This window comes from Ochrobactrum sp. BTU1 (assembly GCA_018798825.1).
Classification (GTDB): Bacteria; Pseudomonadota; Alphaproteobacteria; order Rhizobiales; family Rhizobiaceae; genus Brucella.
On the sequence record CP076355.1, the window covers coordinates 1,162,346 to 1,177,039 of the forward strand.

Below are 14,694 nucleotides of genomic sequence, written 5' to 3' on the forward strand. Positions count from 1 at the left end.
TGGGAGGAGTTGACATGTTGAAATCTCTTATGCTCGGTGCAGCATTTACGGTTGCGCTCACATTTTCCGCGCAGTCTGCTGAAACGGTTCGCTTCTGGTACCACTTCGACAATCCGGAAAATCCGATGTCGGAACTGGTCGCCAAATTTGAAAAAGCCAATCCGGACATTAAAATCGAAGCAGAGAACATTCCATGGAACAGCTATTACGATAATCTCTACACTTCGATCATTGGTGGCAGCGCACCAGACGCTGCGATGGTGAAGCTGTTTGCACAACCACGATTAACGGAAATGGAAGCCCTTGAACCGCTCGGCGACCGGATCAATGGCTGGGCAGGCAAAGATGACCTGCTCGATAATTTGCTGGAGCTAAACAAAGCAGCTGATGGCAACCAATATTACCTGCCAATTCAGTATGTCGTTCTGTATCTCTATTATCGTGCCGACCTTTTCAAGGAGGCAGGCCTTGAGGCCCCTAAAACCTGTGACGATTTCCGCAATGCTGCAATCAAGCTTACCGACGCACCAAAACGCTATGGCTTTGGCCTGCGCGGCGGTAAGGGTGGATGGGACCAGTGGGGCGCATTCGTTCTTTCACAAGGCGGCGAAATCAAGCCAGGCGGCTTGACAACGCCGTCAGCTGTTGCGGCCAATCAATGGGTGATCGATCTTTTCCAGAAGGACAAAGTCATTCCTCCATCAGCACCAAACGATGGGTTTCAGGAGATCATTTCAGCATTCAAAACCGGTAAGACTGCAATGACGATCCACCATATTGGCTCGTCTAAGGATCTCGTGGCAGCACTTGGCGATAAGGTATCAGCAGTTCCCGTTCCTGAATGCGGCGGCAGCCGCTGGACATCTTATGGTGATGAATCGCTTGCGATTTTCTCGTCTTCCGAAGTGAAAGATGCTGCATGGAAATGGATTTCCTTCCTCGCAGAGGGTGAAAACAACGTCTCCTTCAACAGCGCAACCGGCCAGATGACAGTCACAAAAAGCGGCTCAAAAGACTGGAAACTGCATGATCGTCGCTTTGTTGATGCGACAGTCGATTCCCTGCCCTTTGCACATGTGCTCCCACAAAATGAAGGTACATCAGAATTCGTGAATACCGCGTGGCAAACTGCCATGCAACGTGCACTTGCAGGCCAAATCACATCTGAGCAGATGATGCAGGAACTGGAAAGCCTATTCCAGAACTAAGCCTCCGACGTATGGGACCTTCATGGTGGCATCCACAAAAGCCGCCATACCTCTCCTTATAGAACGTCGTCGCAAGCCAATCCATTCCTCAGTCTGGATAGATAGCCTATGTCCGCGTTACCTTCTGTCTCCCAATCACCAGCCCGCCTCCGACGCCGGAGCAAAAAACTGCTGCCTTACTGGTTGCTGAGCCCTGCTGTAATTGTCACGCTGGCTATCGTATTTTTGCCAATGATGCAGGCGGTCTGGACAAGCTTCTACGATCTGGTGTTGTTCAAACCCAAAGCAACGGCATTTGTTGGCATCGGCAACTATATCAAGTTGTTACAGGACCCCGTATTCTGGGCCGCGTTCTGGAACACGTGTATCTGGATAGGTCTGACTGTGCCACTCCAGATGGGGCTTGGGCTTATAACCGCCCTCTTGCTCAACAGGGAGTTTCCTTGGCGCGGTTTGGCCCGAGCACTGGTCATTATACCATGGGCGCTGCCGAGTGTGGTTATAGCGCTGATGTGGCGCTGGATTTACGACCCCAATACAGGCGTTCTCAACGACATATTGCTCAATCTGTCAATTGTAAGTCATGCAGTTCCGTGGCTGGCCGATCCAAACATCGCACTTTATGCAATCATCGCGACGCTGACATGGCAGGGCTTCCCATTCTTTGCAATCATGATTCTCGCGGGTTTGCAGGGCATTCCCAAAAGCCAATATGAGGCAGCTTCCATAGATGGAGCTTCGCCCTGGCGCCAGTTTGTAAATGTGACACTGCCCGGCATAGCGCCAGTTCTTGCAACAGCAGGTCTACTCCGCGTGATCTGGGTGGCGAACTCCATGGACGTGATCTTCGTGATGACGGGCGGTGGCCCCGGCTACTCAACCTACACTTTGCCACTCTATGCATTCGTGAAAGCCAGGCAAAATCTGGATTTTGGCTATGGCACAGCAATCGCTGTAACCTTTACATTGCTGCTTGGTGTTCTGGTTGTCCTCTATCTTGCCCGCACAATGCGTGAGGTCGAAAAATGAAACGTCAAAGCACCATTAAGCGCATATTGACGACCGACCTTCCGGTTGCATGCATCGTGCTCTTCGCCTTAGCCCCATTCGCATGGATGGTCTTAACTTCACTCACACCAACCGAGCAATTATCGGCCAGCGGTGTTTCAATGTCACCGTCGAGCTGGAGTCTCGCCAATTACGAGCGCCTTTTTAACAAAGCACAATTCTACAAAAACATGCTCGACAGCCTTGTTATCGCGGTCGGTACAGTGGTGCTTGGACTCGCGGTCTCCGTTACGGCGGCTTATGCGCTGTCGCGGTTTCGCTTTGTTGGGCGCAAATTGTTTATGATGCAATTTCTGCTCATCAACATGTTCCCGATTGTGCTGTTGATCCTCCCGCTTTTTATCCTCATGCGAAAATATGGCGTTTTGGATACCTATTTCGGTCTTATTCTAGCAAACTCTACGGTCGCCATTCCCTTCTCGGTCTGGATGCTGACGAGTTATGTCGCGGCCATTCCCAAAAGCCTGGACGAAGCCGCGATGATGGATGGTTGTTCGCGTCTTACCGCTCTTCGACGCGTGATCATTCCTCTGATGATGCCCGGCATCATTTCAACGGGCATCTACATCTTCATCACGGCTTGGAATGAATATCTCTATGCCCTCACCCTAGGCGGTAGAAATGTTCGTCCGGTTACCGTCGCAATCCAGACGTTAATCGGGGAATATCAGATCGAATGGGGACTTTTGGCAGCTGGTGCCGTCGTCGGTGCAATGCCGGCAACCATTCTGTTCCTTCTCGTTCAAAAGCGCCTCATAGGCGGTCTCACTCAAGGTGCGGTCAAAGGCTGACACACTGTTTCCATCAATTATTCAAGCTATCGAGGAAATATCATGAACCCCATAGGGTTGATTTCAATGCAATATGCGCGGCCTTTCACGGCCGAACATTTTCCGCTTTTCCATAAAATACGCGATCACGGATATGATTTCGTTGAACTGCTAGTGCCTGAAGTGGGCGAACTTGATCTAAAGGAAACACGCAAAGCGCTTGATGATGCAGGTTTGAGCATCGTACTTGCAGCACGCGTTAATCTTGAACGGAATATTTCGTCCGCTGACCGCAAGGCCTACCAATGCGGCATTGATTATCTCAAATACACTGTCGATTGCGCGAATGCACTTGGCGCGCAGGTAGTCGGAGGTCCTTTGACCGGAAATCCACTCGTCTTTGCTGGTCGCCCACCACAACCGGTTTCAGAAGACGAACGTCTGCGCCGTAAGGATTGTTGCGTGCATGCCCTGCAAGTCGCCGGAGACTATGCTCAGGGCAGCGAGGTACTACTGGCCGTTGAACCACTCAATCGCTTTGAAAGCGACGTGTTGTGTACAACCCAACAAGCAATCGAACTGTTAGATGCAGTTGATCAGCCAGCGATAAAGCTGATGCTCGACACATTCCATATGCATATGGAAGAAAGTTCAATCCCCGAAGCGATCAAGCTCGCAGGCGATCTCGTGGTGCATTTTCAAGCCAACGAAAACCATCGCGGCTTTCCAGGCACAGGCGCCACAGATTGGGTATCGGTTTGCCGGGCTTTACACGAGATTGGCTACACTGGTCCAATTTCGCTTGAACCTTTCCGCCGTCAGGACGATCGGTTTGGTGTGCCTTTTGCGCAGTGGCGCGCACCGCACGAAGACGAAGGTGATCGTTTGGCCGCCAGCACTGCGTTTATGAAAAGCCACCTCCTTCTTACGGAATATCGTCGATGACCCTAAAAATTGGTTGGATTGGTTGCGGTATCCACGCAACTCAAATGCTGCTGCCTCAGCTTGTTCGTTATGATGTCGAAATTGCCGCTCTTTGCGATATCGACCCCGAACGCCTAAAAAATGCGGGGCGGCAGTTTGGTGTGCACACACTAACAGGTGATGTTGAAACGTTGCTAAGCACACCGGGTATTGACGCCATTGGTATGGCCGTGGGCCCTGATCAGCACCTTGCCTTTGGCAAAGCGGCATTGCAACGCGGCCTTCCTGTTTTCATGGAGAAGCCTCCATCAGGATCATCAGAAGGAGCACGTGAGCTTCTGAAAGCGTCCGAAAAAGCGAAGAAGCCTCTACTGCTGGGCTTCATGAAACGTTACTCGGTCGGCAACAAAGTTGCGGCCAACATCATAAAGTCGGGTCAATTTGGCGACGTATTGGGGCTAACAGGCTACTATATGACGGCTCCCGGCTATTTCGTCGGCAATGTCGACTACACCGGCTTCTTTCTGCATCATTGCGTCCACTACATGGATCTTGTTTCCCACCTCGTCTCGCCTGTGCGAAAACTTATGGCAAAAAAAGTCGAAAAAGAACCAGGCAAGCTGCTGATTCATGCAGCAATCGATTTTGAATGTGGCGCTATTGGCACGATTGCCATGGGTACTATTCAATCGCGTGGAACACCAGTCGAGCGCATCGAATTGATGGGAGATCATCAGCGTATTGAAGTGGATAATGTCATCGATGTTCGCTGGCATCGAAATCCTGCATTCAAAATAGACGATCCGAAAGCAATGCTTTCAGAAGCGAGCGATACCCTCACTTGGAGACCCAACTTCACCGCCGCTGCTAATGAAGATCCAAAGGGCTATCATTCGTTGCTGGCTGATGTCCTTCCCGCTCTCATGGGTGCCGAGACAGCCGCACCAAACATCACAGACGGCGTTATTGCTATGGAACGACTAGAGACCATGCGGAAGGAAATTGATTTATAATGCTCATTGACTTTTATGTCAGAGCGGAAATCTCCAAGAAAAGTGAGTAAGTGTTCACGAATTGGCTTTCTCTGTAAATCTATATTCGATTTTAACTGCTATCAGATGTTCTTTCGTTGATAATAACATATTTAACACGCTCTCAATAAACAGAGATAATTCCGGCACATATGGCAAACCTTCACTTCTGCCATATGTTCCGGATTTCTAAAATAAACAACCCATAAGGAAAATATCATATTCCGATCGATTTATACTTATGACGAATAATAACAGCACAAATAAAAACATCGATCAGAAATTAAATATAATATAATATAATATAATATATTACTATTTTCTAGTAACTTATATATATTCATACTTTTCTGAAATACTGGATTTCAGTTAGGCGCTTCCATTATTTGATTTAGCATTTTTTTCCACAGATCAACCAATTTGCGCCCGGTTGTAATTTCCGGATCAAAGCTCTGGCGCACCGCTATACCACGTAACACCGACAGAATTAGGTGAACCTTTAATGTATCGGTCTCATTGTCAGGCTCAAAACCCACCAGTTTGATATGCTTAAATCACGGATATCCACCCAACGACCCATCTCGTCCCTTAATCGTTGACCAAGCTCATTGTCTAAGCGAGCTGCCAGCATCAGTTCAATTGCGGCGATGTACCGGCTATCCGAGAAGATCGTCAACCAAAGAGCTTCGGTCAGTTCTGGCAGCTTATGCTTGGTTTCATTAGGATCAGCTCCAAAGGGATCAGCGACTTCCCAGTCCTCATGAAGCTGTCGCAAAGCTGCAACCAGTAGATCATTACGCGAGGGAAAGTGATGCGTCAGCGCGCCACGCGAGACCTTTGCTTTTTGAGCAATCATGGCTGTTGAAATAAGCCCATGACCGACCTCAGCAAGTGCTTCAAGGGTTGCTTGGCAAACTCTTGACCGTGTCGTTGACGAGCGTTCAGCCTGAGTTTTCCTGCGCGACTGCGCCGAATTCTGAGCCCTGATTGATTTTACTGAGCCGTTCATTTGTTGAGATCTCTGCAGCCTCTGTTACCGCAGTCTGCGTTATACTCAGCCTACGGCTAGCAAACTGGATTTCAAAACAGAGCGGCAGTCTTAAAACCATTCTTCTTATGGCAATTATCCTACCGCTGTTTATCTCGAACGCTGTTCGCGCTGCCGGCTGGATGGTCGCTTTTGGCCAGACCGGCGTGTTGAATTTTCTGCTTATGAAAGTCGGCGTCATCTCCACGCCTCTAGCGATCATGCAGACACCAGTTGCGGTGTTCATTGGCATAACGGCCGTCAATCTTCCCTATGTAGTCCTCACGTTACAAAGTGTGTTTGAAGGTTTGGACGAAAATATAGATTACGCAGCAGCCAGCCTCGGTGCTTCACCATTGCAAAGCTTCATGCTCGTTCGTATGCCACAAATTATGCCTGGCCTTCTTGCAGCCTCGGTACTCTCCTTCATCCTGACGATGAATGCTTATGCCACGCCTGTACTTCTGGGCGGCCCATCGTTCCGCATGATGGCTCCGATGACCGTCACAGAAATACTGAATAAGGCAAACTGGCCCCTCGGAGCAGCACTTGCCTTTGTTCTGCTTTCTGTCACAGTCACGATATCGGTACTCGCAGGGCTTTTTATTCGTCGCCGCTATTAAGCGCGAAGGATAATTGGCGTAACAACCGCTGGTAAGCGGAAACAGTTCTGCAGACAATTTTTCGAAAGTTGGTCGAACAACCGACGAAAGCAAAATCAATTTCCGCGTATGCGAGCACAAGAGTAAACGTCAGAATGACCGTGGGCCGAAAGCAGTACTACCACTACTCACCATAATAGTCTGAACTGTCCTATCCTTTATTAGATGCACGTTGTCATAAGTAGTCTGTTCGTCCGGCAGACTACAGCGCTGTTCTTATTTAAGAATGGCTTCCGTCTCACTGACATGGGCTTGCGAAATCGCTCCCGCCGAAAAGACGCGCGGATTACATATACGAGAAAACTGTTGGGTTTGCCCAATTGCCTTTGAAATTTAACGTCTAAGACACCGTTAAAAAGCGCGTGATTTATTGTCTTCTACGGAGATTGTGAGATTATGACTTTGCGCTGAGACGAGCAGTAACAGTCGAAGCGCAACCCCGGATTAGCCCCCGCTATCCGGGGTTTTCATTTTGCGTCGGACCCGGGCTCGGTACGGTATCGACCCTTACTTTCAAGTATATTTCTGCGATGATGATTGAGCGCAAGAAAGGTCTGCTGGGACTCCAAGCGCAAGCCCCGACTCTGAACGATTACCCGCGAGCCGGGGCTTTTCTGCTTTTTAAAACGATGCTATCTTTTTATTGCGTTGGTGAATTTCAGACCTTCCGAGCGCAGACCCCGGTTTACGGCTTCTTGCCGGCCGGGGTTTTTTTATGGTCAAATTCTACAGAATTGCGCTAAGTTTCACTAGGACCTTAGGAGGCTCATATGGCTGCAGAATCCTGAGCTTCACTAGCGATTGTAAATGCTTTTGTAGTCATCTTGTTTGCACTGATATGGCGCTGCAAAGAAGAAAAATCGCCACTGATTTCCTTACTATTACGTCTCAGACAGCCATTAATCAGCGTTTTCAGCGGCTCCGCTAGCTCAGCACGATCCCGCCATCAACATTGAGGCTTTGCCCGGTCACGAATGCTGCATCATCGGAAGCGAGGAATGCAACCGGTCCTACTACATCTTCAGGGTCACCGATCCGTCGCATGGCCGTTTTTTCCTGCCATGCCTCCCGCACCGCAATGTCATCAAGATTTACGCGACCCATATCGGTGAGAATAATGCCTGGGCAAATGCAATTCGCAGTGATGCCGAAAATTCCGACCTCTTGTGCCAATACACGTGTGAACCCCATGACAGCAGCCTTCGAGGCCGAATAATGAGCCTGCTCCGGAGCGCCATGTTTGCCGCCAATCGATGCAATATTCACGATGCGACCGTAATTCTGTTTCTTCATAAAAGGCAACACAGCTTGAACGACCAGAAATGTGCCCTTTGCGTTTACATCAAGCACACTATCCCAATGTTCTTCTTTAAGGTGTTCGACATCGCTGGCAATCAGGATACCTGCATTGTTAACGACAGCATCAACGCGGCCAAAACTTTCGACCGTCTTATGTACCATCGTCTCAACGTCAGCTTTGTTACTCACATCGGCATAGACAGTTAATGCACGGCGACCACCTGCTTCTATTTCTTTTGCAACGTCCTGCAGCGCATCCTTCTGGCGTTCAATATCGTTGATGGCTACATTAAAGCCGCGTTTGGCCATACCAACAGCAATCGCACGACCAATTCCACGGCTGGCGCCTGTAACGAGTACTGTTTTTGTCTTTTCAGTCATTTCATCCTCCAGAAACTAAAGGGCCGTATAGCCACCATCAACGGTCAACACAGTGCCGGTTACAAAACTCGCCGCATCGGATGCGAGAAACAAAACAGCATTTGCGATCTCACGGGGTTCGCCGAGCCGCCCTTGCGGGGTCATGGCCAACCAATTCGAAAACCACTCCCCGTTGCTACGGCCAGCAAGAGTGAGCTCGGTCGCCGTATAGCCAGGAGCTACCGCGTTTACGCGCACGCCCCGCTTTGCCCATTCGACCGCAAGCGATTTGGTGATGAGATTGACGCCTGCCTTAGCTGCATTGTATGCGACCTGGGGCTGTGGATAGACAACAATCTCACCACACATCGATGAAATATTGACGATCGCACCACGGCCAGCTGAAGCCATGCGCTTTCCGAAAGCCTGCGCACAGAAGAATACTCCATTCAAATTGACATCGATAACCGCCCGCCAGTCAGCTTCCTTAGTTTCGGCAACTGGCGCATTTCTGACGATCCCAGCATTGTTGACCAATATATGCGGGCAACCATGTTGGCGGAAAATAGCTTCTGCAGCGCGTTCGACTGCCTCGCTGTCCGTTACGTCAAAAATATAAAGACTTGCCGAGGAAGCTCTTAGTGCGTTCAGCTCCGCAACAGCCACCTGACCTGACGCTTCATCACGATCCGTAATGATAACAGTTGCTCCCGCTTCAACGAACAACTGCGCAATCGCTCGGCCGATTCCCTTGGCGCCACCGGTAATAACTGCATACTTCTCTGTAAGTTCAAAATCCTTGAGCAATAGTCTCTCCCAAATTGATTTCAGACAGCGCGAACAGATTTTAGCGCTGGATACAAAGCACGATACTGCTGGTAAATCTCATCATACATTGCTGCCTCGCGGGCGCGGGGTTCTATGCGTGTTCCCGGCTTTACCATCGCAGCGATGCCGTCATCGATGGTGGCGAAATATCCAGCACCATGGGCCGCCAGAACCGCAGCCCCCACCGAAGGGGCGTCGCGTGACTGCGGCACACAAACGGGCAAGCCAGCCGTATCAGCATGTATCTGCAACCAGAGCGGAGAGGCACTAGCCCCACCGCCAACGGTGATTTCCTGTCCGCGATAACCCGCATCCGCCATGGCATCGAGAATAGCGCGGGTACCGAAACTGATCCCTTCCATGATCGCCCGAAAAATATGATGCGGCTCATGAGCAAGTGTGAGACCGACGATTGCTCCACGCGACAGAGCATCAGTATAAGGCGTCCGATTTCCCTGAAAATGGTCTTGCACCAGAAGTCCGTCAGCGCCAGGTTCAAGAGCTGCAGCCTTGCGGTTCAATTCTTCCATATCCATCGTGCCGTTCATCATACGGCCCAGCCATGCGATAATTGATCCGGTGGATGTTTGACCACCTTCGATCACGTAGCGTCCCGGATAGAGCATATCCGGATAACTGCCCCAAATCCCAGGGGCATGGAGTGGTTTGTCCGAAACACCAAACTGCAGATGTGATGATCCGGTTATCAGAGCAAGCTGACCGGGTTGCGCGACGCCAAGACCGATCATACCAATCAGCGCATCAGCTCCGCCCTGAACCAGTTTCACCTTCTTGCTGAGACCAAGTTCGGAGGCAGCCGATGCACAAAGCGTACCGACGACATCGCCTGGCGCAACCACCCGCGATGGCCATTTATGCAACAAGGATTCAAGTCCCAGTTTTTGCAGCATTGTTGTCGGGAAGCCACCACGATCTGTTGAGTAGTGCCAGCGCAGAGAGGTATTGTTAAGACTCGCAGCCTTTTCGCCGGTCAGGCGCAAAGTCATAAAATCCTGATACTCGCAAATCGTTTCGGCCTTCGCGAAAATCTCTGGCTCATTGCGGGCAATCCAGAGTGCCTTTGGGATCATCCACTCCGCCGAGACGGGCCCTTGGCCACCGCCATTGGCTTTGAGCGCTTCATCGTTTGTGGCCAATATCTCTGCCGCTTCTGAAGTCGCGCGAACGTCCATCCAGATAATCGATGGACGCAGAGGCTTGCCGTTAGCGTCGAGAGCAACAACCGTGCAGCTTGTTGTGGCAAGCGTTATCGCTTCGATCGCAGATGGGTCAACCGCGGATTCTGATATCGCTTTGCACGCGGCCTGAACGAAGGAACTCCACCAGTCTTCCGGATTTTGTTCCGCTCTTGCACCGCTGTAAAACTTAGTTTCATATGGGACCGCAACACTGGCAAGGCACACGCCCGACAGATCGTAAACCCGTGCGCGGATGCTTTCTGTGCCGCCGTCAGCAGTGAGAAAATAAGCCATCCAATTCCTCCCGAGCAGATGCAAAGGCGCCTCCAACCTATGCAATGCCCTAAACTCAACTTAAATTGCGAAATGCCTCGAGTGCTTTGCCCGCATACATCACTGCTGGCCCACCGCCCATTTCGACGGCCACTTCCAATGCTTCGATCAGCTCCACTTCTCTAGCGCCATGGCGGATTGCAGCATCGACATGATATAGAATGCAGTCCTCGCACCCTTTAGCGACAGCTATACTCACAGCGATCAACTCGCGTTGAGCAGAGGAAAAGCTACCAGCAGCAGTCGCTGTCTTGCTAACCTTGGCGAAGCCTGAGATGAGCTCTGGTGCTGCCTTGGCAAATGCTCCGAGCCGCGATTGAGCTTCTTTCAGTTTTGCCTTTAAATCAGTCATTGGAGCCTCCCTTGTGGCTTAAGATGAGATCCAGAACGCCCTTCGTTTGATCCCATTGCGGCATGTGACCGGATTGAGCAAAGAAGTGGACGCTGACTGACGGCGGCAGCGAAGTCACCTGCTGCCATGGGATGATGCGGTCGTGAAGACCAACCAGAACTCTCACGGGCATTGATCGCGAAAGCTTATCCAGTGACGCTATGATATCGATGCGCTGGCCTGATGATCCAATGATCGTGTCAGCAAGCGCCTTAAGACGGCCTTTGCTCATTGTGCTCGCAATATCCGCGGCAAGTTCTGACGAAAGCTCAACCGGTTTGGCCGAAACGCGCCTGAGCAAATGCACCACTTCACCAGCTGTTGTGGCATTCGCCATGCCAGAGATGAAACTTGCATCGATTTCTGAACCCAGACCAGCTGGCGCAATCAGCGTCAGCCCCGAAACGATTTCAGCATCAGTCTGTGCAAATTTTATTGCGGCAATAGCGCCAAGGGAATGAGCGACCACATGAACTTTCTTGGCGGACAACGCGTCGAGAAACTCAGAAAGAAAATCGCTTAGCTGATCAATTTGCCCCGCTTCAATTGTTGTCAGACCATGTGCAGGAAGATCGGGAACAATGACGCGGAAATTTGCCCGGCGCAAACCTGAAGCGATGCCATTCCATGTGGTTTGATCACCCGAAAACCCATGCAGAAGCAGAAAGGTCGGCGAATCCTTGGAGCCCTGATCGCTATAGGCGACGCGCGCCCGTCCGAATTCGATAAATTGCACGTCGCCTTTTAACACAGCATTGCCCGAGGCAGCTAGTACGTCCTCTTTCTCAACTCGGCCCCTGCGACCGCTTCCTGAGAGAAGCTGGATATCGATGCCTTTTTCACGCGCTATCCTGCGAGCGAGCGGTGTCGCACGCACACGCTGATCACTTCCTGCCGGTCTTGCAACGGCTGCATTGGAAACAATTGGCGCAGCTGGAGCTGCAAGGGTTTGAACTGCAGAGACATCCGGCTTCAAGATGACAGAGCCAGCCGCGACCTCGATACGAGCGATAGCGTCGCCGACGACGACCATATCGCCTTCCTGACGCAGAATTTCTATGAGCTTGCCACCGACCAGCGCAGGAAATTCGGCAACCGTTTTGTCTGTCTCGATTTCCAGCACAGCCTCGCCGCGTTCGAAGCTATCGCCTGCGTCCTTCAGCCAACGGACAATGCGCCCCTCTTCCATCGTTTCACCGAGACGCGGCATATCGAGCTCGGTTACGACAAAATCGCCAGCAAATTCCTCCGAAACAGTCGCGCTTTGACCGCCTTCATCTGTCCAGTCAGGGCCCTCTCCTGTGTCGATACGCGCCAGCGGTGCTCCCACTACCACATGGTCTCCAATAGATCCGATCCACTCATGAAGTGTACCATCACCAAGGGCTGGAAACTCCGCAACGGTTTTGTCTGTTTCAATCTCGATTATGGAATCGCCACGTTTGAAACTGTCGCCGGGGTTTACAAGAAAGCCGACAATTTTGCCCTCTTCCATCGTTTCGCCCAGGCGTGGCATTTTGAGAATACGTTCTGTCATGACAACATTCTCTCTGCGACTGAACGGATCAGGTCTGCTGTCGGCACGCTTCCAGCTTCCAGATCCTGCGAAACTGAAATTGGAATGTCTTCACCTGCCACACGCACGACAGGCTGTTCGAGATAATCAAAGCACTCTTCCGTGATCCGGGCAGAAAGCTCTGCTGCAACACCCGCAGTCATCACGCCCTCGGATACAACCATAGCTTTACCGACACGCTCGACGTGTTCGCGCACGGTGTCAAAATCGAGCGGATTGAGCGTACGAAGATCGATAACTGTGACCTCAATTCCCTTGGACGCAAGTTTTTCAGCTGCATCCATCGCGTAGTGCAACTGGCGAGAATAAGTGATGATCACCAGATCCTTACCGGTACGCCGCACTGCTGCCTTGCCCCATTCCAGCGGCTCAGCATCAAGGTTAACCTCTTCCTTGCGGGTATAAAGCGCTTTGTGTTCAATGAAGACCACCGGATCAGGTTTCGTGAGGCTCTGGCGCAGCAGATGATAGGCGTCCTGTACAGTCGCAGGCATCGCAAGTCGCAAGCCCGGCGTGTGCATGATCCATGCTTCGAGACTTTGCGAATGCTGCGCACCTGCCGAACGCCCGGTACCACCTTGCGTGCGGAGAACCATCGGCACGCCGATCTGGCCGCCAAACATATAACGGATTTTGGCAGCCTGATTGGCAAGCTGATCCATCGTCATACCAAGGAAGTCAATATACATAAGTTCCGCAACAGGGCGCAATCCGGTCATTGCGGCACCCACAGCCGCGCCAATGATTGCTGGCTCAGAAATGGGGGTATCGATAAGCCGGTCAGCGCCATATTTACCTATCAGGTCTTTGGTAACTCCATAGGCACCGCCATAACGGCCCACCTCTTCGCCGATCACAACGATGGTGTTGTCTTCAGCCATGGCATCATCCAGCGCCTTACGCAGCGCATCGCGGTAAGTCATGGCAACCATTATGCTTCATCCCTGGAAAGTACGCGATCAATACGGGTGTGGACGGGTTCTGGCTCTGGTTCGCCAACCGCATAGACATCTCTGAACATGGAAGTGAGTGGGGGCGCTTTGGATGCCACGGAGAAATCAATCGTCGCATCCATTTCCGCCGTGATGCCGCTATCCATCGCGTCGAGTTCGGCTTCTGGTGCCAAGCCTTCGTAAATCAGCCGATCCCGTGTGAACTTTACCGGGTCTTTCTTCCGACCTTCGGTCTCTTCCGCTTCCGCGCGATATGGGCTCTTGTCCATGCGCGCATGACCAAAGAAACGGTAGCAGGTCACTGACAGGAAACCTGGTTTGCCAAGGCGCGCATCATCAATCAGGCCTTGTGCAACGCTTTTTACTTCCTCAACATCAATGCCATCAGCGACAGCGCCGTTTAGACCAAACGCGTGCGCGCGCTGTTCAAACGCAGTATTGGCGGTCGCCTGATCAACACGCGTACCCATGCCATATTGATTGTTGATGCAGACAAACACAACCGGCAGATGCCAAAGCGCTGCCATATTCATGCTCTCGTAGAGGATACCCTGCTGCATCGCTCCATCGCCAAAAAAGGCGATCGAAACAGAGTTTTTCTTGAGGTATTTGCTGGATAGGCCCGCACCAACCACCGATGGAATACCGCCCCCAACAATCGCATTAGCACCAAGATGGCCAAGCGCCATGTCGGCGATATGCATGGAACCGCCCTTACCATGGCAATAACCAGTTTCCTTCCCACCGATTTCGGCCATCATCTGCTTGGGATCAGCACCGCGGGCAAGAAAAATACCATGACCACGATGATGGGTCGTGAAAGTGTCCTGTGGCTGCATTGCAGCACATACACCGGCAGCGGCCGCCTCTTCACCAATGGAAAGGTGAAGCATCGAACCTGCCGTCTGGCCACGTACGAACAATTCACCAACACGCTCTTCAAAGGTGCGGATTCGCCGCATCGTCCGGTATAGTTCAAGAAGATTAGAGTTACTCGGATTTTGCACGCGCGCCTCCGACAGACTTGTCTGTTTTAAGTTTTTCATGATGTTTGGTTCAATGCCT

The 14,694-nt window shown here is 51.3% G+C and carries 13 protein-coding genes and 1 pseudogene; 6 read left to right on the forward strand and 8 right to left on the reverse strand.

Going from position 1 to position 14,694, the window contains the following annotated elements; translation table 11 throughout:
* The first annotated feature begins 14 nt into the window (after positions 1–14).
* From KMS41_16835 to KMS41_16855, 5 genes are all read left to right on the forward strand, one after another.
* The gene (locus tag KMS41_16835; protein QWK79161.1) at positions 15–1,208 is read left to right on the forward strand and encodes a sugar ABC transporter substrate-binding protein; all 1,194 of its coding nucleotides are present in this window, start codon (positions 15–17) and stop codon (positions 1,206–1,208) included.
* A 108-nt stretch (positions 1,209–1,316) separates the two neighbouring features.
* On the forward strand, positions 1,317–2,237 hold the full coding sequence (locus KMS41_16840; protein ID QWK79162.1) for a sugar ABC transporter permease: 921 nt from the start codon (positions 1,317–1,319) through the stop codon (positions 2,235–2,237).
* Positions 2,234–3,067 (forward strand): carbohydrate ABC transporter permease, encoded by an 834-nt coding sequence (locus tag KMS41_16845; GenBank protein QWK79163.1) that lies wholly within the window; start codon positions 2,234–2,236, stop codon positions 3,065–3,067. The genes KMS41_16840 and KMS41_16845 overlap by 4 nt, the downstream gene beginning before the upstream one ends.
* Before the next feature lie 42 nt (positions 3,068–3,109).
* Positions 3,110–3,991 carry a TIM barrel protein gene (locus KMS41_16850; GenBank protein ID QWK79164.1) on the forward strand — a complete coding sequence of 294 codons (882 nt, stop codon included), beginning with the start codon at positions 3,110–3,112 and terminating at the stop codon, positions 3,989–3,991.
* On the forward strand, positions 3,988–4,983 hold the full coding sequence (locus tag KMS41_16855) for a Gfo/Idh/MocA family oxidoreductase (GenBank protein QWK79165.1): 996 nt from the start codon (positions 3,988–3,990) through the stop codon (positions 4,981–4,983). Before KMS41_16850 ends, KMS41_16855 begins: the two co-directional genes overlap by 4 nt.
* 517 nt (positions 4,984–5,500) lie before the next feature.
* Here the strand turns inward: KMS41_16855 and KMS41_16860 are convergent.
* Positions 5,501–6,010, reverse strand: a complete 510-nt coding sequence (locus tag KMS41_16860; protein ID QWK79166.1) for a TetR/AcrR family transcriptional regulator — start codon at positions 6,008–6,010, stop codon at positions 5,501–5,503.
* A 20-nt stretch (positions 6,011–6,030) separates the two neighbouring features.
* On the opposite strand from KMS41_16860, the pseudogene KMS41_16865 reads away from it, so the two are divergent.
* A pseudogene (locus tag KMS41_16865) lies at positions 6,031–6,651 on the forward strand (ABC transporter permease).
* Between the two features lie 963 nt (positions 6,652–7,614).
* On the opposite strand, the gene KMS41_16870 reads toward KMS41_16865, so the two are convergent.
* The 7 genes from KMS41_16870 to KMS41_16900 are packed head-to-tail and all read right to left on the reverse strand — an operon-like array spanning position 7,615 to position 14,675.
* Entirely contained in the window at positions 7,615–8,370 is a 756-nt protein-coding gene (locus KMS41_16870; protein ID QWK79167.1) for an SDR family oxidoreductase, read from the reverse strand.
* A gap of 15 nt (positions 8,371–8,385) precedes the next feature.
* Positions 8,386–9,156, reverse strand: coding sequence for an SDR family oxidoreductase (locus KMS41_16875; protein QWK79168.1), 771 nt, complete (start codon positions 9,154–9,156; stop codon positions 8,386–8,388).
* Between the two features lie 20 nt (positions 9,157–9,176).
* The gene (locus tag KMS41_16880) at positions 9,177–10,670 is read right to left on the reverse strand and encodes a carbohydrate kinase (GenBank protein ID QWK79169.1); all 1,494 of its coding nucleotides are present in this window, start codon (positions 10,668–10,670) and stop codon (positions 9,177–9,179) included.
* A gap of 55 nt (positions 10,671–10,725) precedes the next feature.
* Positions 10,726–11,061 carry a carboxymuconolactone decarboxylase family protein gene (locus KMS41_16885; GenBank protein QWK79170.1) on the reverse strand — a complete coding sequence of 112 codons (336 nt, stop codon included), beginning with the start codon at positions 11,059–11,061 and terminating at the stop codon, positions 10,726–10,728.
* Complete coding sequence (locus KMS41_16890) at positions 11,054–12,637, reverse strand: acetoin dehydrogenase dihydrolipoyllysine-residue acetyltransferase subunit (protein QWK79171.1); 1,584 nt, start codon at positions 12,635–12,637, stop codon at positions 11,054–11,056. The genes KMS41_16885 and KMS41_16890 overlap by 8 nt, the downstream gene beginning before the upstream one ends.
* Positions 12,634–13,608: an alpha-ketoacid dehydrogenase subunit beta gene (locus KMS41_16895; GenBank protein ID QWK79172.1), complete on the reverse strand. Its 975-nt coding sequence runs from the start codon at positions 13,606–13,608 to the stop codon at positions 12,634–12,636. The genes KMS41_16890 and KMS41_16895 overlap by 4 nt, the downstream gene beginning before the upstream one ends.
* Positions 13,608–14,675 carry a thiamine pyrophosphate-dependent dehydrogenase E1 component subunit alpha gene (locus tag KMS41_16900; protein ID QWK79173.1) on the reverse strand — a complete coding sequence of 356 codons (1,068 nt, stop codon included), beginning with the start codon at positions 14,673–14,675 and terminating at the stop codon, positions 13,608–13,610. Before KMS41_16900 ends, KMS41_16895 begins: the two co-directional genes overlap by 1 nt.
* Between the last annotated feature and the right edge of the window lie 19 nt (positions 14,676–14,694).